The following is a 26,042-nucleotide window of genomic DNA, read 5'->3' as shown; positions in this document are numbered from 1 at the left end:
GGCTCCTACGTCATTGACGTTAACTAAAGTGACATGACTAACCAGAACTAATTTATAGCAACTCATTTAATTCGCCGCACGCTGTTAAAGCTTGGCAGCCCGCCATCCCAGTGCATCCAGACGGCAAATGCCCGCCCCACAATATTCTCTTCAGGCACAAAGCCCCAGTAGCGGCTGTCGTTGGAGTGGTCGCGGTTGTCACCCATCATGAAGTAGTGACCTTCAGGGACTTCCACTTCCCCCATTTGCGGGCCAGGCGCACGCGGGTTGTTGTAAATCGCATGGTTCGCGCTGCCCAGCTGCTCTTGCAATAATAGCTCTTGTGGCGCCGTTTCCGGCCCCTCTTCCAGCAGCGTCTTGGCGACCGGCTCACCATTGATGTAAAGCTGCTTGTCTTCGTAACGAATACGATCGCCCGGCAGGCCTACCACACGCTTGATAAAGTTGACCGAGGGCTCATCGGGAAAGCGAAACACCATTACATCGCCGCGCTCCGGGTCATCGACTTCGAGAATACGATCATGCACGACCGGCAGGCGCAGCCCATAGGCAAACTTGTTCACCAGTATGAAGTCGCCCACTTCAAGAGTTGGGCGCATTGAGCCAGATGGAATCTGAAACGGCTCGACAATAAAGCTGCGCACCACCAGCACCACCAGCAGTACCGGGAAAAATGAGCGCGCATAATCCACAGGCCAAGGCTCCTTGAGCAACTTGTCCCGGGTGGGCGCATCCACGCCATCAGTCGTTGCCGCTTCCGCCTTGGCCAGGCGCGCGCGCCGCTTGCGACGCAGCCAGACCGCATCAATTAAATAGATGACCCCTGAAATGACAACGGCCAGTACCAGCAGTAATGAAAAATCCATGGAGGATAGCTTCCCTAGTCGTTAACCTTGAGCACAGCAAGGAAGGCATCCTGGGGAATTTCAACACGCCCCACCTGCTTCATCCGTTTCTTACCGGCCTTTTGTTTCTCGAGCAGTTTCTTCTTACGGCTTACGTCGCCGCCGTAACACTTCGCGGTCACGTTCTTGCGCAGCGCCTTCACGGTGGAACGCGCTACAACCTGACCACCAATGGCCGCCTGAATGGCCACGTCAAACATCTGGCGCGGAATCAGCTCTTTCATTTTCTCGACCAGCAACCGGCCACGGCTATGGGCGTGATCACGGTGAATGATCACCGCGAGAGCGTCTACCTTTTCGCCGTTGATCAGCACGTCCAGACGCACCAGCTTGGCCGCTTCGAAACGCTCGAAATTGTACTCGAGCGACGCGTAGCCGCGAGAGATGGATTTCAGGCGGTCGAAGAAGTCCATGACCACTTCCGACATCGGCAGCTCATAGGCCAGCTGAATCTGGTTACCCAGGAACTGCATGTCCTTCTGGGTGCCGCGGCGCTGTTCACACTCGGTGATCACGTTGCCCACGAACTCCTGCGGCACCAGGATACTGGCCCGCACAATGGGCTCACGCATTTCATCTACGTCCGCCATATCCGGTAGTTTGGAGGGGTTGGAGACGTAGGTGACGTCGCCATTTTTCATGGCGAGTTCGTATACCACGGTAGGTGCGGTGGTAATGAGATCAATATCGTATTCGCGCTCAAGCCGCTCCTGGATGATTTCCATATGCAGCGTGCCCAGGAAACCAACGCGGAAACCAAAGCCCAGGGCATCCGAGTTTTCCGGCTCATACTCGAGAGAGGCATCGTTAAGCGCGAGTTTTTCAAGAGCATCCCGGAAGTCTTCGTAATCATCGGCGCTGACCGGGAACATCCCAGCATACACCTGAGGTTTCACCTTCTGGAAACCCGGCAGACGCGGTACATCAGGCGTTTTGGTATGGGTGATGGTGTCACCCACCGGCGCGCCGTGAATCTCTTTAATACCGGCGACAATAAAGCCCACTTCACCGGCGCGCAGAATGTTGGTCTCTTTACGCAGCGGAGTGAAAATGCCCACTTCGGTGGTGTTCCAGTCGCGGCCTGTTGACTTGATGCGGATTTTTTCGCCCTTGCGCAGCGTGCCATCAAACAAGCGCACCAGCGAGACAACGCCCAAATAGTTATCAAACCAGGAGTCAATGATCAGTGCCTGCAGAGGTGCATCCCGGTCGCCCTTGGGCGGCGGAATATCACGCACTAAACGCTCAAGCAAAGCATCAATACCGATACCGCTTTTGGCTGACACCTGGCAGGCGTCAGTGGCGTCAAGACCGATGATTTCTTCGATCTCTTGCGCTACCTTGTCCGGGTCGGCCTGGGGCAAATCGATTTTATTGAGTACGGGCAATACTTCCAGGCCCTGCTCAATGGCGGTATAGCAGTTTGCCACCGACTGCGCCTCGACCCCTTGGGCGGCATCCACGACCAGCAGTGCTCCTTCACAGGCATACAGCGAGCGCGATACTTCGTAGGAGAAATCTACGTGCCCGGGGGTGTCGATGAAATTGAGCTGATAAACCTCGCCATCGGCCGCCGTATAATCGAGCGTCACCGATTGCGCTTTAATGGTAATACCGCGCTCGCGCTCGATGTCCATGGAGTCGAGCACTTGCTCTTTCAACTCACGCTGGGTCAGGCCACCACAGGTTTGGATCAGACGATCTGAAAGCGTCGATTTCCCGTGGTCAATGTGAGCGATAATTGAGAAGTTCCGTATCTTGCTGAGCTGGCTAGGTTTTTCGGTGGTCATTAGATGGCTTATTCCGGGGTATGTACGCAGCCATGCACGTTAAATGATTTTGCATGGCTGCGCTCAATGGCAATTTTCGACCATTGTACCGTTCAATGTTGTCGCGTGCTATCGAACACGACGCACCCAACATCAAGCAGCTAATTGCCGCTCCTGTTAAGCCTGTATATCGCTTTTATGCTAGCACGACTCAACGCCGTAGCCGCTTTAGCTATGTTCATTAAAGAGATAGGCGATATTGTATATGCGCGGGATAGGAACAGCAGTCCGGCGAGAGCCGCCGGACTGGATAGGTGCAGAAGGGATTATTCGAGGCGCAGAGCAATAAAAAGTGAACGGCCGTCGCGGTAAATTCGTAGTGGGATAGCGCGGTCGCTGGGTAAGTCTTCAACGATACTCAAAAGCTCATCCGCGGAAGAGACGCCACGGTGGTCAATGCTTACCAGCACATCGCCTGCCAGCAGACCCGCCTGCGCCGCCACGCTACCAGGCTCAACCTGACGCACTTCAATACCGCCGTCGATATTCAAGCGTTCGCGGGTAGCGTCATCCAATTCAGCGACTGAAATGCCCAAACGCACTTGGTTATTGCTGCCTTCGCCTTGCTTCGCGGCTTCTGAGTCGGGCCAGTGGCCAAGTTCAACAGTTTCGGTCACCTGTTCGCCATCGCGCATCAGGGTGAGTTCGACATCGCTACCTGGCGCAACGCGGCCAATCAGGCGCGGCAGTGTGCTTGAACGATCAACCTCATCTCCATTTACGCTAATAATCACATCGCCTGCGCGTAAGCCGCCTTGAGCCGCGGGACCTTCAGGGTCTAGATCCGCAATTAGTGCACCACTGGCGTTGTCCATACCAAAAGATTCAGCCAGATCACGTGATACCGGCTGAATCATGACGCCAAGCCAGCCGCGGTCAACATGGCCGCCTTCGCGTAGCTGGTCGGCAACGTCCATGGCCACATTAATGGGAATCGCAAACGACAGCCCCATGAAGCCGCCACTGCGGGTAAAGATTTGAGAGTTAATTCCGACCACTTCGCCATCCAAGTTAAACAGCGGACCGCCCGAGTTACCGGGATTAATCGCAACATCTGTTTGAATAAACGGGACGTAAGCGTCACGCGGAAGCGTTCGGTTAATCGCACTCACAATGCCGGCGGTGACCGAATGGTCGAAACCAAACGGAGAACCAATCGCGGCAACCCACTCGCCCACTTTTAGATTGTCGGAGTTACCCATATTCAAAACAGGCAGATCGGTGGCATCAATCTTTAACAGGGCAACGTCCGTCTGGGTATCGCTGCCAATCAGTTCTGCAGGCAGCTCTCGGCGGTCGTTCAAACGCACCAGAATCTCATCAGCGTCTTGTACCACGTGTGCGTTCGTCATGATGTAGCCGTCATTGCTGATCACGAAACCGGATCCCAGCGACTGGCGTTCTTCACTACGCCCTTGTCCTCTACCAGGTGGCATGGGGAAGCTGTCACCAAAAAAATGCCGGAAGATTTCTGGTATTTCCTGGCCGCCAAACCCGTCTATAGAAGGGGCATTACCGCGCTGAATGGTACGGCTGGTAGAAATATTGACAACCCCTGGGGCCGCCTCTTCAACCAGCTCAGTAAAATCCGGCAAATCATAAGCATAGGCAGTTTGCCCGACGAGTAATAACGCCGTTAGACATAGCCATAGTGTGGAAGGAAGAACCAAGCGCTTCATGCTAGAGCTCCTAGTAAAGCAGACATCAAACGAAGGAATGCAGCTTATGCAAGCTGCAAGGCAATTAACTGACCAACCGAGGGCGAAAGCGTTCCGTTCGCCCGCTAAGCAAATGTCTCAAACCTATCAAACCAAGTAATAACGTTATAAAAAAGCTGGCCGGTGCAAGCCATGGAGAGACGTTCAACATCGTTACACCACCGGCTAACAGCAGCGCCAGCAGAAGCGGAAAAGCGTAAACCAGAACTGCCAATAGGGTTATTTCCGAGCGCTCCAGCACCAAGGCGACGCTAGAACCCAGCGGGTATCGCTCACGACATTGGGAAGAATTATAAGAAGAACTGACTTCAACACGCTGCCGCGATTTTCGAGCCAGCACACCCATACCGCAACCGCGGCCTTGGGCGCACTGCCGGCAAGCCTCTTTGATGGATACATCAACCAGCAATCCATCAGCGGTATATCCCACCACATAACCCATACGTTGAATGGCATCACAATGAGGACGCGCAACCGTGTTATTGTCTTGAGTTGATTGAGTCATTATTAGGTATCTTTGGATACTGGCAACGTTTATTCAAACTCAACCGAGTGAACAATACGCTGCAACATTGAGGGCGGAAGCTCGCCAATGCCCACTAGTTGCCAGCGCTGATCGTTTTCAACATGTTCTTCAACAGCGATGGATGAAACGCCAATTTGATGAACGCCACTCTTCAGCCCCTGCTCAGGCATCAGCGCGCTGCCCTGAGGCTCAGCAAATATACTGATAGTTGCCAGACCGTCGCTGTACAGACGCTGATGGGGTTTGCCATCCGAGGAGGCTACCGGCTGAGGCATAAATCCTTCAGGTAGCCACGTGGCATGCCATTCCGGCGCAGGGGGGCTAGGTATGACATCTACCGTGATTTCGCCCGTATAGCGCTCAGGCTCATTTAGCTGGGTGACCTGAAATGTCTCCAGAATGCGGTCTGCAGAATCACTTAATACATGCTTAAGCAATAGCCCGGTCGTGTTATCCAGCCACCACTCGTGAGTGTAGCGCTGGTGATCCTTAGGCTCAAAACGCAGCTTGACTGCATCGCGGCCAGCGACCCGCGCCCCTTCTTCCAAGGCAATATCATAAAACCGGGAAGCATGCTCAGCCCAACCTTTCAGTGATGGAAAGGCACCGCCTTCACCTGTTGATTCCCATGCCAACTGCCCCACCCTAGAGCGGCGTTCAACGCTGATTGAAGGACCATCGAGCTGTTGCACTACCTGTTGGCGAACGCCTTCTTGAATGCGGTGGGAAAGCGCCAGCGTGCGTACGTCAATAGAATTGATAACGACTGCCCTGGCTTGAAAGGTGTAGCAGTGGCTGGCCTGTAAACTAAGTTCTAACCATTGCTGTGGAATTTGCGGCGCCTCAAAAGAAGCGCCTTCCAAGCATATGTTAGGGGTAGCGTTTTGAGCATATACGCTTAAAGGCAACAGGCTTACGCTCATTACCGCGCCCCATGCGATTAGCCTGTTTCGCCAGGTCACCATCATGCCGTTCATTCCTTCACTTAAAGATACCGTTTTAATACAGGACAACCGCGTTTAGCGCTGACCTAACGGTTCAGTGACGGAAGACGAGCGCATCAAGGGCATCCAGCTGTCGCCATTACCGTAGGCAGCCCCTTGAGAGTGCTGCTCAAGATATGATTGAAGAAGCCTTATCTGGTCAACATCAATGGTATTGGTCTGCTGCATGGTAGCGCTTTGCGGTATAGCCACCGAAGAAAAACCTGACTCGCTGACGTTCATTAGCCCACTTTGCGCCTGTCCATTAAGACGGAAAGGTGTCGGCTCAAACATGGGCATACCGGAAGATGCTAAAGAGGCTGGCTGAGCCCCAAGGCTTACTGGCTGCACTTGACCTGACAAAGCGTTATCTTGCGTCGTCGCGGCAAGATCGCCACCCGGCTGCGAGGTTGAACCGCTGTTGCCAAAAAACTGTACGCCGGTGATCACCATCAGTGATACCGCTGCTGCGACCCCTGCACCTCGTGCAAAGGAGATATTATTTGTGCGTGGTGCAGCATTCTCCTGGCTATCAAGGGAGATTGGCGCAGGCTCATTTTGTAAGCGTGCCATAATGCCAGCGGACAGATCGACGCTGACATCGACACCCTGCTCACGCTGCATCATGCTGCGCGCCAAGTGATAACGTCGCCACCTATCTGCCGCATCAGCGTCATTTGGTAGTGCCTTCAACACTCGGCGTAATTCCAGCTCATCGCTTTCGCTATCCATTAATGCTGAAAGCGATTCCCGTGTGTTTTGACTCATACTTCACACCCTCACACTGTGTTAAATGAAGTCCTACCGCAGTACGCACATAAGCAGTGACCACTGTAATACTTCACAGGCTAAGACCTGATGACAACGCACCTTGTGCAGCGTCAAACGCTTGAGCAAATTACTCTTTAATACGCGCTGTACATCCTATGGCGTTGTACATTGCGTCACGGCTGACAACTCGCTTCCACTTACCGGAAGCATTCAGGTTGTATGACGCTTCACTTTCCAGACAGTTCACAAAAAATGCAAAAAGGTAATGATTTATGACCAGTCGTTAGATACTGCTATAGCACAATCGTTGACTCAAGCTATCGACCATTACTCGTCACGACTGTTCCGCGCAGTGGTAACCAGAGGCCGGATATGTTCATCCACGGCTTCACGTGCACGGAAAATTCGTGAACGCACCGTACCCACCGGGCACTGCATGACTTGAGCAATATCTTCATAAGCGAGCCCGTCGAGTTCGCGCAGCGTAATTGCAGTCCGCAAGTCATCCGGCAGTTTTTCAATCGCTTCAAACACGGCAGCTTCAAGCTGATCACGCGCGATGGCAGCTTCTGGTGATTCCGCATCGGCTAATCGGCCGCTTTGATCGAGAATTTCAGCATCAACAATATCCAGATCACTTCCTGGTGGCCGACGGCCTCGCGATACCAAATGATTTTTTGCCGTATTGATGGCAATACGATACATCCAGGTATAAAAAGCGCTTTCGGCACGAAATTTACCCAGTGCGCGATAGGCTTTGATAAATGCTTCCTGTGCTACGTCCTGCACTTCAGAATGGTCATGCACGTAGCGGCCAATCAAACCGATAATTTTATGCTGGTACTTTTTTACTAGCAGGTCAAAAGCGCGCGTATCGCCTTTCTGGGCACGTTCGACAAGCTGTTGGTCCGTTTCACGAGTGCCCATTCACACGCTCCCCCAGCTCAATCGACTGGCGTTGAGCCCAATTCCTATTAGTCCTTTTAAGCGGGCCTTAACAGCAAGCAGCATAGCGTCCCTTGGGCATAATTAATGACATTGATGACTGGAGCTACGAACACGTTGCCCCGTTAAAAAGTTCAGAACGCTAAGTGTTACGCGTTCTGCGCGACGCATCAAGCGCTTAGCTGCACTTGACAAAGCGTACTTGCAAAACCTTGGGGCTGACACTATTCAACGCTCCCAAGTTTCTCAATAATTGATTTTTAGTGCCAAGTCACGCCATAGTAGGTGCCAATTTTCGCTCATCGCGCAAGCATAGGTAGCAAGATGTCAGAACAGCAGGTCCACAATCTTAATGTCCTGGCTCAGGACGTACTTACCACTCCCGACGCTCTCAAACAGGCGGTCCCCTTGACCGACGCCGCCGAGCATACGGTTATCGAAGGGCGTAACACTATCCAGAACATTCTGGATGGCAAGGATCCACGTCTACTAGTCGTGGTGGGCCCCTGCTCTATCCACGATGTAGAAGCCGCTCTGGATTATGCCCGTCGCCTACGCACCCTGGCCGATCAGGTTAGCGACAGCCTATATATCGTGATGCGCGTCTACTTTGAAAAACCGCGCACAACCGTAGGCTGGAAGGGGCTTATCAACGATCCGCATCTCAACGACTCTTTCGAGATCGATGAAGGTCTGCATATCGCCCGCAAGCTGCTGGTCGACCTGGCAGAAATTGGTCTGCCGCTGGCCACCGAGGCGCTTGACCCTATTTCACCGCAGTACATTCAAGACTGTATCAGCTGGTCGGCCATCGGCGCACGGACTACCGAGTCCCAGACCCACCGCGAAATGGCCTCAGGCCTCTCCTCGCCGGTCGGTTTCAAGAACGGCACCGACGGCAGCCTGGACGTGGCCATCAACGCGCTGCAGTCTGTTGCCAACCCGCACAACTTCCTGGGCATCAATCAAGCAGGCCAGGTAGCCATCATCCGCACCCGTGGCAACGCTTACGGCCACGTAGTGCTACGCGGTGGCAATGGCAAGCCCAACTACGACAGCGTGAGCGTCACCCTGGCCGAGAAGGAGCTCAAGAAAGCCAATCTCTCCGCCAACATCATGATCGACTGCTCCCACGCCAACTCCAATAAGGACCCGGCGCTTCAGCCACTGGTGCTTGAGAACGTGACCAACCAGATCCTGGAAGGCAACACGTCCATTATCGGCCTGATGGTTGAATCCAATATTGGCTGGGGCAGCCAGAAGGTGCCTGCTGACCTGAACGATCTTCAGTACGGCGTTTCCATCACCGATGCGTGTATCGATTGGGATACCACGGTAGACGCCTTCACACACATGAACGACAAACTGGCAAGCGTGCTCGCCAAGCGCATCGGCCGCTAAACTCAAATCCCCACGGCGGTTCTGCCGTGGGGGTTGTCTACTGAATTTCCCGACGAAACGGGGGCAGCGCATCCAGCAGCGCCTGGCCGTAGCGCCGAGTAATCACGCGCCTGTCCAGCAGCGTAATGGTCCCCCGATCACTCTCCTTGCGGATCAACCGCCCACAGGCCTGGACCAGTTTGATGGAGGCATCCGGTACGCTGATGCGCATGAACGAATTCCCGCCCTGGCTTTCGATCCATTCGGCAAGTGTGGCGCCCACCGGATCGTCGGGCACCGCGAACGGCAGCCGGGTAATCACTACGTGCGTCAGATAGTCGCCGGGCAGATCGATTCCTTCGGCAAAACTTGCCAGCCCGAAAATGATGCTGCCCTCTCCCCGATCTACTGCGGCGCGGTGGCGCTCGATCAGTTCGCGCTTGGGTAGCGCGTCCTGTGCCAGCACCCGTGCTTTGGTTGCTTCAGGCAGGCTTTTTTCCACGGCGCGAAGCTGCGCGCGCGAGGAGAACAGCACCAGGGCAGCCTCTTTATCGGTCAGCTGGGTTACAAACCGGGCAATCGCGCTTTCATGGGCGTCGCGGTCGCTTGGGTCCGTGGCTTCCCGGGGTACGCGCAGCACGGCGTTGGCGTAATCGAACGGACTGGGCAGCGCCTGGTAGCGATAGCGGTTGGCAAGCCCTGCACGCTCCTGAATTCGCTCGAAGCGGCCCAGCGCGGTCAGCGTGGCCGAGGTCACCACCGCGCCATAGCAACGCCCCCACAAATGCTTGGCCAACGTATGCGCCGCCGATACCGGGCTTGCCGAGAACTCGACCTCCGGCTCACCGGCTACCCGGCTTAGCGTTATCCAGCGCGCGCTGGGTGGGGCGTTGGCGGCGTCCTGCTCGCTGAACGCCTGCCACAGCGCGTGGGCTTCCAGCGCCCGCCCGTGCAGCAGCGCCACCAGCGGCAGCCAGGTTTCGGCCTGTTCGCGGTCAAGCCCGGTCTGTTTATCCGGATCCAGGCTTTCGCGCAGGATATCGCTGATGCTTTCCAGGCAGCGGGAAAGCGTGGCAAACATGACCAGCAGCTGCTGGGCCTGCTCGCGCAGCGCATCGGGTATCTCGCCCTTCTCGAAGCGTGACTGTAGCGTGTTCTCCTCATCTGCCAGGCCGTTTGGCCGCCCGGCGATCTGATGGCCCACGCTGAACACATCCCCTAGGGCCGGCTCTAGGGTCTGGATAACCTCAGGCAGGCTGGCCAGCAATCGTGCAATCGTAGGCTGCACGGCCAGCGCCTGATGCAGATCGGTCAAACTGCTTTTGAGGGTTTTAAGCCAGCGCAAGCAGCCGTGTACGGCAAACCGGTGCGCAAAGTGCGAAAGCGCCTTGTCAGGCAGGTGATGGCCTTCATCAAATACGAAAATGCAGTCTGCCGGATCTGGCAGGATGGCCCCACCACCCAAGGCCAGATCCGCCAGCACTAGATCATGGTTGGCCACGATAATATCGGCATTTTCAAGCTCGCGGCGCGAACGGAAAAAGGCGCAGGCGCCAAAGTGGCCACAGCGTCTGCCGGTGCACTGACGATGATCCACCGTCAACCGCCGCCAATGGGTATCGTCGATCGACACCGGCCAGTTGTCACGATCGCCTTGCCACTCGCCTTGCCCATAGGCTTCTGCCATATCGGTGGCCAGCACGTTGAAATCGCTGCTTTGAGTTTGCAGCGACTGCTCAAATAGCGACAGCGTCGGGTTGGGTTCAGCGCCTTCCAGTACCTGGTCAAGCTTAGCCACGCATACATAGCGCCCGCGCCCTTTAGCCAGGGCGTAACGAAAGGCAATACCACTATGGCTGGCCAGGGCAGGTAGATCCTGATTGAGCACCTGCTCCTGTAGCGCGACCGTCGCCGTCGAGATAACCAGCCGTTTGCCGCGCGCCTTGGCGATGGGTAGCGCGGCAATCAGGTAGGCTAACGTCTTTCCCGTACCGGTACCCGCCTCAAGCACGCACACGTGGCTGTCGCTTGTGCGTTTGCCTTCGCTATCGCTTTCGATATCGCCAAGCGTGCGGGCGATTTCGGCAATCATCAGGCGCTGCCCGTAACGTGGTGTCAGCTCAAGCTTCTCCACCACGCGACGGTAGGCGTCCTGTATGTCGCTTTTCAGGGCATTATCCAGCATGTGCTTTACAGCATGCCTTCAGGCGGGTGTTCGCAGGGCAGCTTGTCGTTGATATAGCGCTCAATTTCCGGCAGTGAGAACGCATCTTCTTCGCCCACAAAGCTGATTGAAACACCTTTCGCGCCTGCTCGGCCGGTACGACCGATACGATGAACGTAATCTTCCGGGTCTTCCGGTAGCGTGTAGTTGATCACGTGACTGACATCTTCGATGTGAATCCCACGGCCAGCTACGTCAGTTGCTACCAGCACCTGGATCTCGCCTTCACGAAAACGCTCAAGCGTAGTGATACGCTGGTTCTGCGGCACGTCACCGGAGAGCATGGCGGCGCTGATGCCGGCCTTTTTGAGCAGCTCATCGAGCTTGCGCACCAGGTCGCGACGGTTACCAAACACCATTACGCGCTCAAAGCTTTCCTGCTCCAGCAGATTGACCAGTAAACGCGGTTTGTCGTCATCAGACACGAGGTAGACGCGCTGGTCGATATCGGCCTGGTTTTCAACCGTGACTTCGATCTCGACATGTGCCGGGCTCAGCGTCCATTGACTTGCCAGGCTGAGAATATCGTCGGTAAAGGTTGCCGAGAACAGGAACGTCTGGCGCTCTTCTTTCTTCGGCGTGTAGCGAATGATCCGCTTCACATCAGGAATAAAGCCCATCGACAACATCCGGTCGGCTTCATCCAGTACCAGCACTTCCACCTCTGATAAATCGATATCGCGCTTTTGGTGAAAGTCCAAAAGGCGCCCTGGCGTTGCCACCAGAATATCGATCTTCTTGCCCAGGCTTTCGCGCTGCTTTTGATAGTCCATACCGCCGACCACGCTTGCCACATTCAGCTGCGTGAAGCGGGCAAGCGCCTTGGCGTCTTTTTCGATCTGTAGGGCAAGTTCGCGGGTAGGCGCAATAATCAGCGCGCGCGGCGCCCCCGGCTTTTGACCGTCAGGTGCTGGCTCTTCCATGAAGTAGGCCAATACCGAGATTAAAAAGGCGGCGGTTTTACCAGTACCCGTTTGTGCCTTACCGACGATATCGCCACCCAGCAGGGTCTGGCGTAACGCTTCGGCCTGAATAGGCGTGCAGTATTCAAACCCTTGGGCATGAATGGCGCGCATCAGCGGTAGCGGCAGATCAAAGTCATGAAAGCGCCATTTGCCGGCCACGGCAGGCACCTGAAACTGACGAAGATCCCAGTTCGACTGACGACGACGCGGTTTCCGACGGCGGCGTTTCGGCTTGCGGTTCTGGGCCGATGCTGTGGTCTGTTCCGACTCGCTCATAGGCTATGTATCTGTCCATTGCTGTGAATATTAGGCATCACGAAGTGCGCATTGTATCAGGGGTTGGCGTTAAGAGCGCGTCCTGCTGTCGAAGCGATGCCAGAGCCTGTTAGAATGTGGCTTAAATCGACGTAAGGAGCGCGACATGACGCGTAAGAAAAAGACACGTTCGCTGGCCGACAAGGTGACGATCCGCACGGGGCGACGCAAGGATTACAAAAAGTGGCGCCACGATAACCCCGATCAGGTAGCGCCGTCACGCCGCTTTGTAGCAAAAAAGCAGCAGCAGCGTAAATTGCAGGCGGTTAAAAAACTGGCTCGCCAGCAAAGTGGGCAGAACATCGCTATTCACCCGAACAAGGAGTCTGACCCATCGCCTGAGGGCCAATCGTAATGCGTCTGGTTTCATTCAATATCAACGGCATTCGCGCTCGGCTTCACCAGCTACAGGCCTTGATTGATACCCAGCAGCCAGATGTTATCGGTCTGCAGGAAACCAAAGTACAGGACAGCGAGTTCCCTTTGGCCGAGGTACAGGCCATGGGTTACCACGTGTATTACTATGGTCAGAAAGGTCATTACGGCGTGGCATTGATGTGCCGCCAGGAACCTCAGAAAGTTTTTTACGGCTTCTCTGACGATGATGAAGAAGCTCAGCGGCGCATGATTGGGGTACGCCTGCTGGCCGATGACGGTGAGCCAGTCACCGTCTGGAACGGCTATTTCCCCCAGGGTGAAAACGTTGAGCACCCGACCAAATTCCCGCACAAGGCGCAGTTCTATCGCCAGCTGAAGCGGATGCTTGACGAACAGCACCGCCCTGACGAGCGTCTGGCAGTAATGGGTGATTTTAACATTTCACCTGAAGACCAGGATATCGGTATCGGCGAGCCAAGCCGAAAGCGCTGGCTGCGCGAAGGTAAAACAAGCTTCCAGCCGATTGAGCGTGAATGGCTTGCCGGCATTAAAGCCTGGGGGCTGACCGACAGCTATCGCCTCTGCCACCCGGATAACAGCGAGTGGTTTAGCTGGTTTGACTACCGCTCCAAGGGCTTTGACCGTGAGCCCAAGCGCGGCCTGCGTATTGACTATATTCTGGTAACGCAGCCACTTGCCCAGTGTGTAAAGGCCGCCGGAATTGATTATGACCTGCGCGGCATGGAACGGCCTTCCGATCATGCGCCTGTCTGGAGCGACTTTGCACTGACGCTCAAGGCATCTGCGTAAGCCTCTTTGCGCCTTCCGGCATGACTGCATCTACTCGAAATTGGCCAGCCACTGGCTGGCCTCTTCATCTCCGAGCTGGGCGGCCTGGGTAAGCGCTTGTTCAGCCTGCTCCTCCTTTCCCCAGGCATAGGCGAGCTGACCATATTGCCGCCAGTCTGCCGCGTTTTGAGTCTGCACAGCCACTGCCTTCCAGACGCTTAGGGCGTTTTCGATATGCCGGGCCTGCTGCCAGGAGGTAGCCAGCAGCCTTAACACTTTCTCATCGCGCTCAATATCGCCACGCTCAAGGGCCTGCTCTAGACGCTCGGCAGCTCTTGCGGGCGTGCCCCCGGCACGGTGCAGCTCAATCAATAACCAAAAATCCTCGGGTTCTTCAAGCTTGCCCAACTGCCAGGCCATGTCCCACAAGCCTGCCGCCATGCCTGCCTGCCCCGCCTGCTGGGCAAGCGCCGCAGCCTGGCGCCAATCTTCAGCATTGCTGGCCGAACTTAAGCCCTCTACCAGCCAATTCAACGCCTGGGCGTTCTGCCCGGAATGGCGCAGTATGGCAAGCGCCAGAGCCTGCTGATTTTCATTCAGGTTTTCGGTTTGTGCGATCGCCTGTTCCAGACGCTTAGCGGCTGCCTCCCACTGCGCTTCTTGCGCCATCAGGCGGACTAACTGCCATAGCGTATTGGTATCCTGCTCGCTATCAAGCCACTCACTTAACAACCTGATGGCCTGTCCATTCTGGCCTGCGGCGCGGCGTAGCGAAGCCTCTTCACGCAGCCACCTTGCAGCCTGCTCGGCGCCAACGCCACGGGTTTGGCGTGCCTGAGCCAGGTGACCGGCAGCTTTTTCCGGCTGTTCCATGCGCGCCAACGCACCTGCCGCCAGCTGATGATAAAGCGCGCTTGCCCAGCGGTCAGAAGCATTGCCACCTGCCAGGCGCTCTGCCTGGACAGCGCCGCGTTCGGCGACAGCATCAAACGAGCCACCCGCCAGTTGCTCCTGCAGCGCGGTCAGGTCGCGAATAATATCACCGGGCAGCGGCACATTGGCCTGGGCCACAGAGGCCCACAGGCTGAACAGTAAAATCCCTCCTAAACGCTGCATACCCTACCTCAATTGGAACTCAATGCGTTGTGTGGCACGCCGTACCTGCTGGCTGCTGGCAAACTGCCATTGCGCGATAGCCTGCTGTGCGGCATCTTCGAACACGCGCCGTGGCTGGGCATTGATGACCCGAATAGATGAACGATCAACACTGCCGTCACGGCGAATAATAAACTCCACCTCCACAAACCCTTCCATGCCTCGGCGCTGAGCACGGGATGGATAGGTGGGGTTAACCCGGTTGGTGGGTGCCACCTGCCCTACGCTTACCGGCTCGTCTGATGGCGGCGCCTCGGCAACCGGTGCGGCCTGGCGTTCAGCCGGAGCCTCGGTTGGTGTCTGCACAGGTGCCGGTTGTGGCGAAGGCGCCGGCGTCGGTTCTGGCGTCGATGCTGGCTGGGGCGTTGGTTCGGGCTGAGGCTCTGGGGTTATTTCGGTTAGTTCAGGCAGCTCGCTATCCATCTCGACCGGCTCGGCAGGTGTATCCGGCAACTCAACATTGGGCAAGCTAATCGCGCTATCCGTGGCCGGTGGCGGTTCTGGCGTAGGCATCGGAGGCGGCGCCTGCTGTGGGGCCGCCTGTGCAGGTGGCGGTGCGACCGCTTCCTGTTCAAGGGCGACTTCGGGTGCCTCGACCATGTTCAGCGTCATAGGCATCTCCAGCACTTCAGGCTCCCTTTCGGGCGGTGCTACAAGTAACGCCAGCAGCCAGAACAGACCAATCGCCAGCGTGCTTCCGACCAGCAACGACACGGCATGACGTATCATGGGGCACTCCGACTCGCCGCCACGGCTACCTGCTCTACACCGGCCTCCTGCAGGCGGTCCATGACCTCAATCAAAAGTCCTGTCGTGGAGTTGCGGTCTGCCTGGATAACGGCCGACCCCTGCTCGGTTAACATACCAGCCACTTCCTGGCCGACCTGATGCACATCAACAGGCTTGCCATCAACCCATACAGCGCCTTCCGGGGTAATAGCGACCAGCACCTGAGCCTCTGGGCGCGGACTTGCCGCACTCGACTCCGGACGCTCGATTTCGATCCCGCTTTCCTTGATAAAGCTGGTCGTGACAATAAAGAAGATCAACATGATGAACACCACATCCAGCATGGGTGTCAGGTTGACCTCGTTGTTCTCGGCAGTCGCGTCCATCGAACGGCGTCTACGCATCATTCTCCTCCAAGGCACGCGCCAAGCGATCGTGCAAGCGTTGATCTTCGCGACGAATCACGTGCTCTAAACGACTGATAAATAATAGCCCCACCACTGCAATGGCCATGCCGGTTAACGTGGGCAACGTTGCACGCGCCACGCCATCGGCCATGGCACGCGCCTGATGCGTGTCACTCATGGAGAGGCTATCAAAGACGGTAATCATGCCGGTGACGGTTCCCAGCAGGCCCAATAACGGACATAGCGCCACCAGCAGTTTTAACCAGGGCAGCGGGCGGCGCAGCCTTGCGACCAGTGCCTCTGTCCACACATGGCGCAGCGTACGCGCACTCCAGCTGCGATGGTCGCGGCGGTCCGCCCAGCGGCGAATTAACTGCCGACGGGCGGACCGCCAGGTAATGCGGTAGTACCACCAGCGCTCTATTGCCATGCCAAATACCAGCACGGCAACAAATGCGAGCACGACCAGCACCGCACCACCTGCGTCAACCAACCGTTCAACCGGCTCTAGCCAAAGAGGTAGCGTGGGCATGTCAATTCACCGATGCGGCATGTGCGGTAGATTGGGCTTCAAGGTGGTCTGCGAGTGTCGCGCTTGCCTCGCCTTCAATCACCTGACTCAAGTGACGGCTGCGGCTGGCCAACAACGTCTGGGCAAACAGCAGCGGCACTGCCGTAATAAGCCCCAGCACGGTGGTGACCAATGCCTGGCTAATACCACCGGCCATCAATTGCGGGTCACCGGTACCGAAAACGGTAATCGCCTGGAAAGTAACAATCATGCCCGTTACCGTCCCCAGCAGGCCAAGCAGCGGCGCAATCGCAGCCAGCAGTTTCACGATGGGCTGCCCCCGCTCAATGCGCGGCAGCTCCGCCAGCACCGCTTCGTCCAGGCGGGCTTCCAGCGCTTCCGGCGTTTGGTGTTTGTCCATTTCCTTGAAGCGCAGCAGCACACGCCCCAGCGGGTTATGCGTGTGCAGGTGATCCAGCGACTGACGCTGACGTCGCACGCGCAGGCTTACTAACACGAGGTAGGCGTATTGAACCAGTGCTACCAACAGGCCTAACGCTCCTAGCGCCACAATCACGTAGCCGACATAACCACCTTGCTGGAAGCGCTCCCAAAGGCTGGGCCGCTGGGAAAGTGCTTGTAAAACGCGCCCTTGGGCAGGATCGATAATAAACTCGCGGCTTTCGCCCTGATGATAGTCATGCAGAACGCCTTGAATATCAGCGGGCGTGCGCGGTATCTCGGCCAGCTGATCGCTGCCTTCTCCCTGACGCAGCAGCGCCGATTCGGTAAAGGCGACAAAGTCACCCAGACGAATCACCTCGCGCGGTTCGATATTGCCGCTAGCATCCGCCACGGGAAGCGTTAGCCGTTCGGCCTGCCCCGTTTGAGCTGTCAATGCCGCCAAGCTATCCACCACCTCTTCCAGCTGGGTTCGCTCAAGCACTTCTGCATTATCCAAGCGTGGCGGCAGCGCGTCTTCATGCAGAGTCAACCAACTATGCTCACCCAGCGCGTTGCGTACTTCGGTACTGTGCCTTGCAAGGTTGGCCAAGAGCTCGGTAAGGGCTTGACCCTGCTCGCTCTGGCGCTCAGTCAACTCGCTTGCCTGTTCGGCCTGGGCTTGCTGTTGTGCTTGTAGCGCCTCGCTCTGCTCTTCAGCAGCTTGGTGCTCTGCACGAGCTTCATCAAGGGCTGCCGATAGCGCCTGCTGATCGTTCAGAAAACTTTCCAGGCGCTGCTGATCCCGTGCTTCAGCTGCCTGGCGCGCTTCGCGCAGCGATGACAAGCTATCGTCTTGGGCGAAGGCCGTGGAAGTAAACGTGAAAATACCCATCAACAGGCAGGCGCCACCCAGACGCTGTAAACGATTCAGGCTCATGGCTGACCTCCCTGTTGATTAGACGCGGTAATCGAAAGCGGCAGCTGCAGCAAATCTGGTGTGCGCTGATCAGCGGCAATACGCAGGCCGTTACGCACTTCACGCCGTGCTCTTTCATCCAGCGGCTGCCATTCATTACTGGCTACGTCCCAGACGCCACCTTCCCTTTCATCCGGCGTCAGGTAATAAAAACCGATGCGTCCCACTCGCAGGTAGTCGACTTCACGGACGCTGCCTTCAGCGCTCTCAAGGCGCCCACGCCAATGATCGATAACACGACCATAATCAAGCTCAGCTCGCCATGTCTCCAGCAAACTGTTGATCCGCTCGACGCTATCAGCACCAGCCTGTCCATCCGTGCGCGCTACCCGTGCCAGGCGCTCATTGCGCAAAAACGGCAGGTCTTGCTCAATCCAGCGAGTTAGCTGGGCGGTCATGTCCTGCTCGATCAGCGGCAATGCAGCGCGCGTCTCTTCTAGCGTATCGAGCGCCATCCCCAAGCGCTGCTGGCGTTCAGCCTCTTCTGCCAGACGTGCACTCAGGGCTGCGTTACCTGCGTTCATCTGGCGAGTCTCGCGCTCCAAGCGGCGCAGCTCTTCCAGCGCTTCCCGGGTTTCTTCATCGGCTGCGTCAATTTGCTGCTGTAGGGCCGCTTGGGTTTGCTGAGCTTCTACACTCTGGGCCGCCTGGCCCGCTGTTTCATCGCTTGCCATTAGCGTACCGCTGACTAGCACGCAGGCTAAGCAGCACCCACGCAAGACAAAGAAAGGCCTGTTCAGCACGTCGACTCTCCGTTACTGCCTAGCGGGCTTTCATATAGCCGCGCTAGAAACTAATTAGGTATAAGAACGATTTGCGTTTAAATTCTGCGTACCCAGCCTACCACTATCACGGTCAATGACAATATTTATCATTCACATCAAGGCGCTTTTTGCTTTTTTAGGCATAAAAAAGGGCGCCATTCGGCACCCTTGGTTATAATGCTAAGCTAGTGACTAATGCTAATGTCTTTAAATTTTCAGCATTACATAGTCTTTGGTTAGCGGAGCCAGAGGAAGCTCCCACGCCTGCTCACGGCTTACCCATATAGCTTCCGCTATTTCAGCTGCCGCTTCTACCGGCTCATCAATCACCAGCCCATAAAGCTGCGCTTCAATAGTCACGCCAGGCTCATTTGCCGCCGGTGCCATTTGCACGCCCAAAGGAAGTAGCCGGTCTTCAGTGATATGCAAACCCAGCTCTTCTTGAAGCTCACGACAAAGCGCCGCCAACGCCGTTTCACCCGGGTCGATCTTGCCGCCCGGCTGCATAAAGAAAGCCGTATCCTGTTTACGCACCAGAAGCAGGCGACCGTCGGGGTCACTCACAACGGCCGCTACAATTTTCATCACGCTGGCTGTTGGCGTTACATTTGGCATGATCCTTCCCTCTTTTCACGCTTACTGCTTGCCCTAACGTTTACCGCTGACCGAGTGACGCTATTAAAACGCCCAGTCATCATCTTCCGTGGCAATGGCTTTACCAATGACATACGACGAACCAGAGCCGGAGAAGAAGTCGTGGTTTTCATTTGCGCTCGGTGATAGCGCCGCCATAATCGTCGGATCAACGTCGGTAACGCTGCTTGGGAACAACGGTTCATAGCCCAGGTTCATCAGCGCCTTGTTGGCGTTGTAGTGAAGGAACTTCTTCACATCTTCAGACAGGCCCACTTCGTCATACAAGGACTCAGTGTAGCGCACTTCGTTATCGTAGAGCTCAAGCAGCAGCTCATACGCATAATCTTTGACTTCCTGCTGGCGCTCGGGCGTGGCCTCCGCCAGGGCCTGCTGGAATTTATAACCAATGTAATAGCCGTGTACCGCTTCATCGCGAATGATCAAACGAATAAGGTCAGCGGTGTTGGTCAGCTTAGCATGGCTTGACCAATACATGGGCAGATAGAAGCCCGAGTAGAACAGGAACGATTCCAGGAAAACGCTGGCCACTTTACGCATCAGCGGATCATCAGAGCGGTAGCGCTCCAGAATCAGCTCTGACTTGGCCTGGAGCGTGGGGTTTTCTTCACTCCAGCGAAACGCATCGTCCACATCGCGCGTGGCGCACAGCGTTGAGAAAATCGAGCTGTACGAACGTGCATGCACCGACTCCATGAAGGCAATATTGGTATATACCGCTTCTTCATGGGGCGTACGGGCATCTTCCATCAGTACCGGCGCGCCCACGCTACTTTGAATGGTATCCAGCAGCGTCAGTCCTGTAAACACGCGGATAGTCAGCTGTTTTTCCTGCTGAGTGAGCGTATTCCACGATTGGATATCGTTGGACAGCGGCACCTTTTCCGGCAGCCAGAAGTTGCTGGTCAAGCGGTTCCATACTTCAAGATCCTTGTCATCCTGAAGACGGTTCCAGTTAATCGCATTAACCCGCGATAAGCGTTGCGTGGTGGTCATGACATAATTCTCATCAAAAAGCGCCGTATTATCTACGGCGCATAAAATACGGGATCTTAGAGGTTGGCAGTTATCTCAGGCACAAGAATCAAAGCGTGCAGGAAACGCAACCTTCAATTTCCGTACCTTCCAGCGCGCTTTGGCGCAGGCGAATGTAATAGAGCGTTTTAATACCTTTACGCCAGGCATAAATTTGCGCCTTATTGATATCACGCGTGGTAGCGGTATCCGGGAAGAACAGGGTTAATGACAAGCCCTGGTCAACGTGTTTGGACGCCTCGGCGTAGGTATCGATAATCTTCTCAGGGCCAATTTCGTAGGCATCCTGGAAGTAGTCAAAATTCTCTTCGTTCAAAAACGGCGCCGGGTAGTAAACGCGACCCAGTTTGCCTTCTTTACGAATCTCGATCCTGGCCGCTACCGGGTGGATGCTCGACGTCGAGTGGTTAATGTAGGAAATGGACCCTGTAGGCGGCACGGCCTGCAGGTTACGGTTGTAAAGCCCGTGTTCCATTACCGACGCCTTGAGTTCCTGCCAATCCTGCTGGGTAGGCAGTTCAATACCGCTACGCTCAAACAGTCCACGCACTTTCTCGGTACGCGGCAGCCACTCTTGCTCAAGGTACTTATCGAAAAATTCACCCGTTGCGTACTTGGAGTCTTCAAAGCCCGCAAAGGTGTTGTTGTTCTCAATTGCCAGACGATTGGAGGCGCGAAGCGCATGAAACGCGACACAGTAGAAATAGAGGTTGGTGAAGTCCAACCCTTCCTCAGAGCCGTAGTAGATATGCTCACGTGCCAGGTAACCGTGCAGGTTCATCTGCCCTAGGCCAATGGCCCGCGACTTGGCGTTACCTTCGGCAATAGAAGGTACGCTGCTCAGATTGCTCATCTCGGAAACCGCAGTCAGGCCGCGAATGGCAATCTCGACGCTGGTACCGATATTGCCCGCATCCATTACCTTGGCGATATTCATTGAGCCCAGGTTACAGGAAATATCCTGCCCCATCTCACGGTAGCCAAGATCATCGTCGTATTCTGTCGGCGTGTTGACCTGCAGAATTTCCGAGCAGAGGTTGCTCATGTTGATACGTCCGGCAATCGGGTTCGCCCGGTTGACCGTATCTTCAAACATGATGTACGGGTAGCCCGATTCAAACTGCAGCTCAGCAAGCGTCTGGAAGAAGGCACGCGCGTTGATCTTCTGCTTGCGAATGCGCGCATCCGCAACCATTTCGTGGTACTTCTCGGTCACGCTGATATCGCCAAACGGCACGCCATATACGCGCTCGACATCGTAGGGCGAGAACAGGTACATATCATCGTTACGCTTGGCAAGCTCAAACGTGATATCCGGAATGGTAACGCCCAGCGAAAGCGTCTTGATGCGGATTTTCTCGTCCGCATTTTCGCGCTTGGTATCCAGGAAGCTCAGAATATCCGGGTGGTGCGCGTTGAGATACACCGCACCTGCGCCCTGACGAGCACCCAGCTGGTTGGCATAGGAGAAAGCGTCTTCCAGCAATTTCATGATCGGGATAATGCCCGATGACTGGTTCTCTATACGCTTGATAGGCGCGCCGGACTCACGAATATTAGTCAACAGGAAGGCAACGCCACCGCCACGCTTGGAAAGCTGGAGCGCTGAGTTGATCGAGCGACCAATCGATTCCATGTTGTCTTCAATACGTAGCAAGAAGCACGAAACCAACTCACCGCGCTGCTGCTTGCCGCAGTTAAGAAAGGTTGGTGTTGCAGGCTGGAACCGGCCGCTAATGATTTCATCAACCAACGATTTGGCAAGCGCTTCGTCACCGCGCGCCAGGGTCAGCGCTACCATGCACACACGGTCTTCGTAGCGTTCCAGATAGCGTTTGCCATCAAACGTTTTCAGCGTATAGCTGGTGTAGTACTTGAAAGCGCCCAGAAAGCTTGGAAAGCGAAACTTGTAAGCGTAGGCCTGCTCAAACAGCGCCTTCACAAAGGCAAAGCTGTACTGATCCAGCACTTTTGCTTCGTAGTAGCTCTCTTCAACCAGATAGTCGAGTTTCTCTTCCAGCGAATGGAAGAAAACCGTGTTCTGGTTGACGTGCTGCAGGAAGTACTGACGTGCTGCTTCGCGGTCTTTGTCCAGCTGTAGCTCACCATTGGCACCGTACAGGTTAAGCATGGCGTTCAGTGCATGGTAGTCCAGCGTGCGCGTCTCGGTCGCCCCCGAAGCAGGTCGTTTTGCTTCAGCCAAGTTTTTCGTGACTAGATTTGTCGTTTCCAAAACTCTTCTACTCCTTTGCGGACCTTGGCCACGTCATCGTCGGTGCCAAATAATTCAAATCGATATAGCAGTGGCACACGACACTTTTCTGAAATGACGCGACCAGCGAGGCCATACGCATCACCAAAATTGGTGTTACCAGCAGCAATGACGCCACGAATAAGGCGTCGATTGTGCTCATCGTTCAGAAACCGAATGACCTGTGCTGGCACTGCGCCCTTTGCTTCACCGCCCCCATAAGTGGGCGTAATCAATATATAGGGCGTAGTGGCTTGCAGCGTCGGCTCATCGCGCCCAAGCGGAAGGCGTTGGGCAGTCAGGCCAAGCTTTTGTACAAAACGATGAGTGTTACCTGATTTGGTGGAAAAATAGATAATGCTGCCAGTGATTAATGTTTCAGCGGCGGCGTCCACCAACATAAATGTGTCTTACGCCAGCGCTTGAATGCGGTCTGGACGAAAACCTGACCAGTGATCGTCGCCTGCCACCACAACTGGAAGCTGACGGTAGCCCAGGGCTTCTACTTCTTGTTGGGCACCCGATTCGGCGGTGATATCAATAACGGTATACTCTAAACCTTGCTTATCCAAGGCACGGTAGGTAGCGGTGCACTGAACACAGGCGGGCTTGCTATAAATTTGAATTTCCATGGCTATTTTCCCCTTTCCATAGCAGCATTTTTGAGGTAGTGGATATCTAGTACCCTACCCCCTCTGAAGACACCACGCATACTATATATAGCCCATGAGAAAATCAATTCAAGCATATGTGGTATTTTTTCATCCACAGGTTATTGACAACTCATACCCAGCATTACTCCTGAAAATAAAAAAACCGCCCCACAATGGGGGCGGCTTTTATGCAGACGCCGCAGGGCGGCATCTTGCCTTATATAATGCGTGATTAAGCGATAGCTGCCTGGTAACGACGCTCTACGTCTTCCCAGTTTACAACGTTGAAAAATGCTGAAATGTAATCAGGACGCTTATTCTGATACTTCAGGTAGTAAGCGTGCTCCCACACGTCCAGACCCAGCAGCGGCGTATTGCCGTGCATCAGTGGGCTGTCCTGGTTGAGGGTATTTTCAACCACTAGCTTTTTCTCGGGTGTGACGCTTAGCCACGCCCAGCCGCTGCCAAAACGGCCAACAGCCGCTTTCTTGAATTCTTCCTGGAAGGCTTCCAAGCCGCCCAGTTCGCTTTCGATGGCGTTTGCCACATCGCCCTGAGGCTTGCCACCGCCGTTTGGCGACATCATCTGCCAGAACATGGAGTGGTTGGCATGGCCGCCGCCGTTGTTGATAACCGCCTGACGCTTGGCTTCTGGAACGCGATCCAGATTGGAAACCAACTCTTCAATACTTACATCTTCAAGGCCGGTGCCTTCAAGTGCTGCATTGAGATTGTTGACATACGTCTGATGGTGACGTGAATGGTGAATTTCCATCGTCATCGCATCGATATTCGGTTCGAGAGCGTCATATGCGTACGGCAGCTCGGGAAGTGTATGTGCCATTTGATCATCTCCTTGAGTGGCTTTTGTTGCGTTCACTACATTAGGTGCGGCCAGCCAACACCCTTTTCAACCGCCTAAGCGGCTTTTTCTCATATCGTGCCCGTACTTTAGCTAACAACAGCGTGTTTATCTAATGCCCACACATGAAAAAGCCAGCCCACAAGCGAGCCGGCTTAAAATCACTGCCCTACAGTGTCATCAGGCAAGTCGATTTACAGCTTGCTCTCAAGCTCGGGCAGAATCTCGAACAGATCGCCCACCAGACCGTAGTCGGCTACCTGGAAGATCGGCGCCTCGTCGTCCTTGTTGATCGCCACGATCACCTTGGAGTCCTTCATGCCCGCCAGGTGCTGGATGGCACCGGAGATCCCCACCGCGATGTACAGATCCGGCGCGACGATCTTGCCCGTCTGACCGACCTGCATATCGTTGGGCACAAAGCCTGCATCCACCGCGGCGCGCGAGGCACCTACCGCCGCGCCCAGCTTGTCGGCAATCCCGTTGAGCAGCTTGAAATTGTCACCGTTGCCCATGCCGCGGCCACCGGAAATCACCACCTTGGCACCGCCGAGTTCGGGGCGGTCAGACTGCGCCAGCTCTTCCTTCACAAAGCGCGACTGGGTGTTCTCGACCACCACGTCCACGGCTTCCACCGTGGCGCTGCCCGTGTCGCTGACGGCATCAAACGCGGTGGTACGGACCGTCAGCACCTTGAGGGTGTCGTCGCTTTTCACCGTGGCAATGGCGTTGCCCGCATAGATGGAGCGCTGGAAGGTATCCGCGCTTTCCACCCCGATAACGTCAGACAGCTGGCTGACATCTTTCAGCGCCGCCAGACGTGGCAGCACGTTTTTACCCGTCGTGGAGGCGCTGGCCAGCACGTGGGTGTAATCGCCTGCCAGCTCCACCAGCAAGGCGCCCAGGGGCTCGGCGAGCTGGTGGGCGTAGACCGCGTTGTCCGCAACGCGCACCGTGCGTACGCCTTCAAGCTTGGCGGCCGCATCCGCTGCCGCCTGGACGCCTTCACCGGCGACCAGTACGTCAATATCGCCCCCAATCGCTTGTGCAGCAGCGACAACGTGGGCGGTCGCGCCCGCCAGCTGGCCTTCATGGAGGTCGGCAAGTACCAGAATGCTCATGCGTTCCACTCCTCTTAAAGCACCTTGGCTTCGTTTTTGAGTTTATCGATTAGTTCGTCCACGGAGGCGACTTTGATGCCACCTTTACGCTCGGCCGGGGACTCCACCTTGAGCAGGCTGACCTTGGACGCCACGTCCACCCCGAAATCGGCGGGGGTTTTGACGTCCAGCGGCTTTTTCTTGGCCTTCATGATGTCCGGCAGCTTGGCGTAGCGGGGCTCGTTCAGGCGCAGATCGGTGGTCACGATGGCGGGTAAAGTCAGTGCGATTGTCTGCAGGCCACCGTCGATTTCACGCGTGACATGGACCTGGTCGCCTTCCACGACCACTTCCGAGGCGAAGGTTCCCTGCGGCAGGTTGGTGAGCGCGGCGAGCATCTGGCCGGTCTGGTTGTTGTCGGTGTCGATGGCCTGTTTGCCCAGGATCACGAGACCCGGCTGCTCTTGCTCGACCACTTTGGCCAAGAGCTTGGCGACCGCCAGCGATTCTGCCCGCTCGTCGGTTTCGATCTGGATGGCGCGGTCGGCGCCCAGCGCCAACGCGGTGCGCAGCTGCTCCTGAGACGCCTTGGGGCCGATGGTGACCGCTACTACTTCGGTGGCCACACCTTTCTCTTTCAAGCGCACCGCTTCTTCCACGGCGATTTCGCAGAAGGGGTTCATGGCCATTTTGACGTTGGTAAGGTCAACGTCGGAGTGATCCGCCTTGACGCGAATCTTGACGTTGTAATCGATGACGCGTTTAACCGCGAC

26 protein-coding genes are annotated in these 26,042 nt (G+C 55.8%); 3 read left to right on the top strand and 23 right to left on the bottom strand.

The genetic code is table 11. The annotated features are described in order from the left end of the window. Window positions 1-62: 62 nt before the first annotated feature. The 7 genes from lepB to rpoE form a co-directional block, all read right to left on the bottom strand. Window positions 63-866: a signal peptidase I gene (lepB, locus tag ELY25_RS12385; protein ID WP_126951589.1), complete on the bottom strand. Its 804-nt coding sequence runs from the start codon at window positions 864-866 to the stop codon at window positions 63-65. Between the two features lie 14 nt (window positions 867-880). Next, on the bottom strand, window positions 881-2,695 hold the full coding sequence (gene lepA, locus ELY25_RS12380) for a translation elongation factor 4 (protein ID WP_126951588.1): 1,815 nt from the start codon (window positions 2,693-2,695) through the stop codon (window positions 881-883). Window positions 2,696-3,000: 305 nt separating this feature from the next. Beyond that, entirely contained in the window at window positions 3,001-4,413 is a 1,413-nt protein-coding gene (locus ELY25_RS12375; protein ID WP_126951587.1) for a DegQ family serine endoprotease, read from the bottom strand. A gap of 64 nt (window positions 4,414-4,477) precedes the next feature. After that, complete coding sequence (locus ELY25_RS12370; RefSeq protein ID WP_126951586.1) at window positions 4,478-4,957, bottom strand: SoxR reducing system RseC family protein; 480 nt, start codon at window positions 4,955-4,957, stop codon at window positions 4,478-4,480. Between the two features lie 29 nt (window positions 4,958-4,986). Continuing rightward, window positions 4,987-5,901, bottom strand: a complete 915-nt coding sequence (locus ELY25_RS12365) for a MucB/RseB C-terminal domain-containing protein (protein ID WP_236995730.1) — start codon at window positions 5,899-5,901, stop codon at window positions 4,987-4,989. 96 nt (window positions 5,902-5,997) lie between these two features. Further along, window positions 5,998-6,729 (bottom strand): sigma-E factor negative regulatory protein, encoded by a 732-nt coding sequence (locus ELY25_RS12360; protein WP_126951584.1) that lies wholly within the window; start codon window positions 6,727-6,729, stop codon window positions 5,998-6,000. Window positions 6,730-7,059: 330 nt separating this feature from the next. Continuing rightward, the gene (rpoE, locus tag ELY25_RS12355; protein WP_126951583.1) at window positions 7,060-7,659 is read right to left on the bottom strand and encodes an RNA polymerase sigma factor RpoE; all 600 of its coding nucleotides are present in this window, start codon (window positions 7,657-7,659) and stop codon (window positions 7,060-7,062) included. Window positions 7,660-8,001: 342 nt separating this feature from the next. On the opposite strand from rpoE, the gene ELY25_RS12350 reads away from it, so the two are divergent. Next, window positions 8,002-9,078: a 3-deoxy-7-phosphoheptulonate synthase gene (locus ELY25_RS12350; protein ID WP_126951582.1), complete on the top strand. Its 1,077-nt coding sequence runs from the start codon at window positions 8,002-8,004 to the stop codon at window positions 9,076-9,078. A gap of 37 nt (window positions 9,079-9,115) precedes the next feature. On the opposite strand, the gene dinG is transcribed toward ELY25_RS12350, so the two are convergent. Then, the gene (gene dinG, locus ELY25_RS12345) at window positions 9,116-11,242 is read right to left on the bottom strand and encodes an ATP-dependent DNA helicase DinG (protein ID WP_126951581.1); all 2,127 of its coding nucleotides are present in this window, start codon (window positions 11,240-11,242) and stop codon (window positions 9,116-9,118) included. Window positions 11,243-11,247: 5 nt separating this feature from the next. Beyond that, window positions 11,248-12,522, bottom strand: coding sequence for an ATP-dependent RNA helicase RhlB (gene rhlB / locus ELY25_RS12340; protein ID WP_126951580.1), 1,275 nt, complete (start codon window positions 12,520-12,522; stop codon window positions 11,248-11,250). Window positions 12,523-12,667: 145 nt separating this feature from the next. Between rhlB and ELY25_RS12335 the strand changes: the two genes are divergently transcribed. Continuing rightward, window positions 12,668-12,916: a hypothetical protein gene (locus ELY25_RS12335; RefSeq protein ID WP_126951579.1), complete on the top strand. Its 249-nt coding sequence runs from the start codon at window positions 12,668-12,670 to the stop codon at window positions 12,914-12,916. Next, window positions 12,916-13,749, top strand: a complete 834-nt coding sequence (gene xthA / locus ELY25_RS12330; RefSeq protein WP_126951578.1) for an exodeoxyribonuclease III — start codon at window positions 12,916-12,918, stop codon at window positions 13,747-13,749. The genes ELY25_RS12335 and xthA overlap by 1 nt, the downstream gene beginning before the upstream one ends. A gap of 30 nt (window positions 13,750-13,779) precedes the next feature. On the opposite strand, the gene ELY25_RS12325 is transcribed toward xthA, so the two are convergent. The 14 genes from ELY25_RS12325 to ELY25_RS12260 all read right to left on the bottom strand — a co-directional run. Further along, window positions 13,780-14,844 (bottom strand): CREC-EF hand family protein, encoded by a 1,065-nt coding sequence (locus ELY25_RS12325; RefSeq protein ID WP_126951577.1) that lies wholly within the window; start codon window positions 14,842-14,844, stop codon window positions 13,780-13,782. Between the two features lie 3 nt (window positions 14,845-14,847). Then, window positions 14,848-15,612 carry a TonB family protein gene (locus ELY25_RS12320; protein ID WP_126951576.1) on the bottom strand — a complete coding sequence of 255 codons (765 nt, stop codon included), beginning with the start codon at window positions 15,610-15,612 and terminating at the stop codon, window positions 14,848-14,850. Continuing rightward, window positions 15,609-16,016, bottom strand: coding sequence for an ExbD/TolR family protein (locus tag ELY25_RS12315; protein ID WP_126951575.1), 408 nt, complete (start codon window positions 16,014-16,016; stop codon window positions 15,609-15,611). Before ELY25_RS12315 ends, ELY25_RS12320 begins: the two co-directional genes overlap by 4 nt. Next, window positions 16,009-16,551 carry a MotA/TolQ/ExbB proton channel family protein gene (locus ELY25_RS12310; RefSeq protein ID WP_126951574.1) on the bottom strand — a complete coding sequence of 181 codons (543 nt, stop codon included), beginning with the start codon at window positions 16,549-16,551 and terminating at the stop codon, window positions 16,009-16,011. Before ELY25_RS12310 ends, ELY25_RS12315 begins: the two co-directional genes overlap by 8 nt. 1 nt (window position 16,552) lies before the next feature. Further along, window positions 16,553-17,911 (bottom strand): MotA/TolQ/ExbB proton channel family protein, encoded by a 1,359-nt coding sequence (locus tag ELY25_RS12305; protein WP_126951573.1) that lies wholly within the window; start codon window positions 17,909-17,911, stop codon window positions 16,553-16,555. Then, window positions 17,908-18,693 carry a DUF3450 family protein gene (locus tag ELY25_RS12300; RefSeq protein ID WP_126951572.1) on the bottom strand — a complete coding sequence of 262 codons (786 nt, stop codon included), beginning with the start codon at window positions 18,691-18,693 and terminating at the stop codon, window positions 17,908-17,910. The genes ELY25_RS12305 and ELY25_RS12300 overlap by 4 nt, the downstream gene beginning before the upstream one ends. A gap of 228 nt (window positions 18,694-18,921) precedes the next feature. After that, on the bottom strand, window positions 18,922-19,329 hold the full coding sequence (locus ELY25_RS12295) for an NUDIX hydrolase (protein ID WP_126951571.1): 408 nt from the start codon (window positions 19,327-19,329) through the stop codon (window positions 18,922-18,924). 63 nt (window positions 19,330-19,392) lie between these two features. Continuing rightward, a complete protein-coding gene (gene nrdF, locus ELY25_RS12290; RefSeq protein WP_126951570.1) occupies window positions 19,393-20,364 on the bottom strand; it encodes a class 1b ribonucleoside-diphosphate reductase subunit beta in 972 nt (323 codons plus the stop codon). A gap of 88 nt (window positions 20,365-20,452) precedes the next feature. Then, the gene (gene nrdE / locus ELY25_RS12285) at window positions 20,453-22,636 is read right to left on the bottom strand and encodes a class 1b ribonucleoside-diphosphate reductase subunit alpha (RefSeq protein ID WP_260579438.1); all 2,184 of its coding nucleotides are present in this window, start codon (window positions 22,634-22,636) and stop codon (window positions 20,453-20,455) included. Beyond that, window positions 22,618-23,055, bottom strand: coding sequence for a class Ib ribonucleoside-diphosphate reductase assembly flavoprotein NrdI (gene nrdI, locus ELY25_RS12280; RefSeq protein ID WP_126951569.1), 438 nt, complete (start codon window positions 23,053-23,055; stop codon window positions 22,618-22,620). Before nrdI ends, nrdE begins: the two co-directional genes overlap by 19 nt. A 9-nt stretch (window positions 23,056-23,064) precedes the next feature. Continuing rightward, window positions 23,065-23,286, bottom strand: coding sequence for a glutaredoxin-like protein NrdH (nrdH, locus tag ELY25_RS12275; RefSeq protein ID WP_126951568.1), 222 nt, complete (start codon window positions 23,284-23,286; stop codon window positions 23,065-23,067). Window positions 23,287-23,539: 253 nt separating this feature from the next. Then, window positions 23,540-24,151, bottom strand: a complete 612-nt coding sequence (locus ELY25_RS12270) for a superoxide dismutase (protein WP_126951567.1) — start codon at window positions 24,149-24,151, stop codon at window positions 23,540-23,542. 212 nt (window positions 24,152-24,363) lie between these two features. Beyond that, window positions 24,364-25,290: an electron transfer flavoprotein subunit alpha/FixB family protein gene (locus tag ELY25_RS12265; protein WP_126951064.1), complete on the bottom strand. Its 927-nt coding sequence runs from the start codon at window positions 25,288-25,290 to the stop codon at window positions 24,364-24,366. A gap of 14 nt (window positions 25,291-25,304) precedes the next feature. Then, on the bottom strand, window positions 25,305-26,042 hold a 738-nt coding region (locus ELY25_RS12260; protein ID WP_148111504.1), incomplete at its 5' end, for an electron transfer flavoprotein subunit beta/FixA family protein.

Source organism: Vreelandella populi (genome assembly GCF_003989825.1).
GTDB classification, from domain to species: Bacteria; Pseudomonadota; Gammaproteobacteria; order Pseudomonadales; family Halomonadaceae; genus Vreelandella; species Vreelandella populi.
Note: the sequence above shows the minus strand (reverse complement) of the source record. Positions and strands in the feature narration are given on the sequence as shown.

Coding starts and splice junctions, on each gene's coding strand:
- xthA (WP_126951578.1), top strand. CDS start 12,916: ATGCGTCTGGTTTCATTCAATATCAACGGCATTCGCGCTCGGCTTCAC.
- ELY25_RS12325 (WP_126951577.1), bottom strand. CDS start 14,844: ATGCAGCGTTTAGGAGGGATTTTACTGTTCAGCCTGTGGGCCTCTGTG.
- ELY25_RS12365 (WP_236995730.1), bottom strand. CDS start 5,901: ATGAGCGTAAGCCTGTTGCCTTTAAGCGTATATGCTCAAAACGCTACC.
- ELY25_RS12335 (WP_126951579.1), top strand. CDS start 12,668: ATGACGCGTAAGAAAAAGACACGTTCGCTGGCCGACAAGGTGACGATC.
- ELY25_RS12375 (WP_126951587.1), bottom strand. CDS start 4,413: ATGAAGCGCTTGGTTCTTCCTTCCACACTATGGCTATGTCTAACGGCG.
- ELY25_RS12295 (WP_126951571.1), bottom strand. CDS start 19,329: ATGCCAAATGTAACGCCAACAGCCAGCGTGATGAAAATTGTAGCGGCC.
- nrdH (WP_126951568.1), bottom strand. CDS start 23,286: ATGGAAATTCAAATTTATAGCAAGCCCGCCTGTGTTCAGTGCACCGCT.
- rpoE (WP_126951583.1), bottom strand. CDS start 7,659: ATGGGCACTCGTGAAACGGACCAACAGCTTGTCGAACGTGCCCAGAAA.
- ELY25_RS12315 (WP_126951575.1), bottom strand. CDS start 16,016: ATGCGTAGACGCCGTTCGATGGACGCGACTGCCGAGAACAACGAGGTC.
- ELY25_RS12310 (WP_126951574.1), bottom strand. CDS start 16,551: ATGCCCACGCTACCTCTTTGGCTAGAGCCGGTTGAACGGTTGGTTGAC.
- dinG (WP_126951581.1), bottom strand. CDS start 11,242: ATGCTGGATAATGCCCTGAAAAGCGACATACAGGACGCCTACCGTCGC.
- ELY25_RS12270 (WP_126951567.1), bottom strand. CDS start 24,151: ATGGCACATACACTTCCCGAGCTGCCGTACGCATATGACGCTCTCGAA.
- ELY25_RS12265 (WP_126951064.1), bottom strand. CDS start 25,290: ATGAGCATTCTGGTACTTGCCGACCTCCATGAAGGCCAGCTGGCGGGC.
- ELY25_RS12350 (WP_126951582.1), top strand. CDS start 8,002: ATGTCAGAACAGCAGGTCCACAATCTTAATGTCCTGGCTCAGGACGTA.
- ELY25_RS12360 (WP_126951584.1), bottom strand. CDS start 6,729: ATGAGTCAAAACACACGGGAATCGCTTTCAGCATTAATGGATAGCGAA.
- ELY25_RS12320 (WP_126951576.1), bottom strand. CDS start 15,612: ATGATACGTCATGCCGTGTCGTTGCTGGTCGGAAGCACGCTGGCGATT.
- lepB (WP_126951589.1), bottom strand. CDS start 866: ATGGATTTTTCATTACTGCTGGTACTGGCCGTTGTCATTTCAGGGGTC.
- rhlB (WP_126951580.1), bottom strand. CDS start 12,522: ATGAGCGAGTCGGAACAGACCACAGCATCGGCCCAGAACCGCAAGCCG.
- ELY25_RS12305 (WP_126951573.1), bottom strand. CDS start 17,911: ATGAGCCTGAATCGTTTACAGCGTCTGGGTGGCGCCTGCCTGTTGATG.
- nrdI (WP_126951569.1), bottom strand. CDS start 23,055: ATGTTGGTGGACGCCGCCGCTGAAACATTAATCACTGGCAGCATTATC.
- nrdF (WP_126951570.1), bottom strand. CDS start 20,364: ATGACCACCACGCAACGCTTATCGCGGGTTAATGCGATTAACTGGAAC.
- ELY25_RS12370 (WP_126951586.1), bottom strand. CDS start 4,957: ATGACTCAATCAACTCAAGACAATAACACGGTTGCGCGTCCTCATTGT.
- lepA (WP_126951588.1), bottom strand. CDS start 2,695: ATGACCACCGAAAAACCTAGCCAGCTCAGCAAGATACGGAACTTCTCA.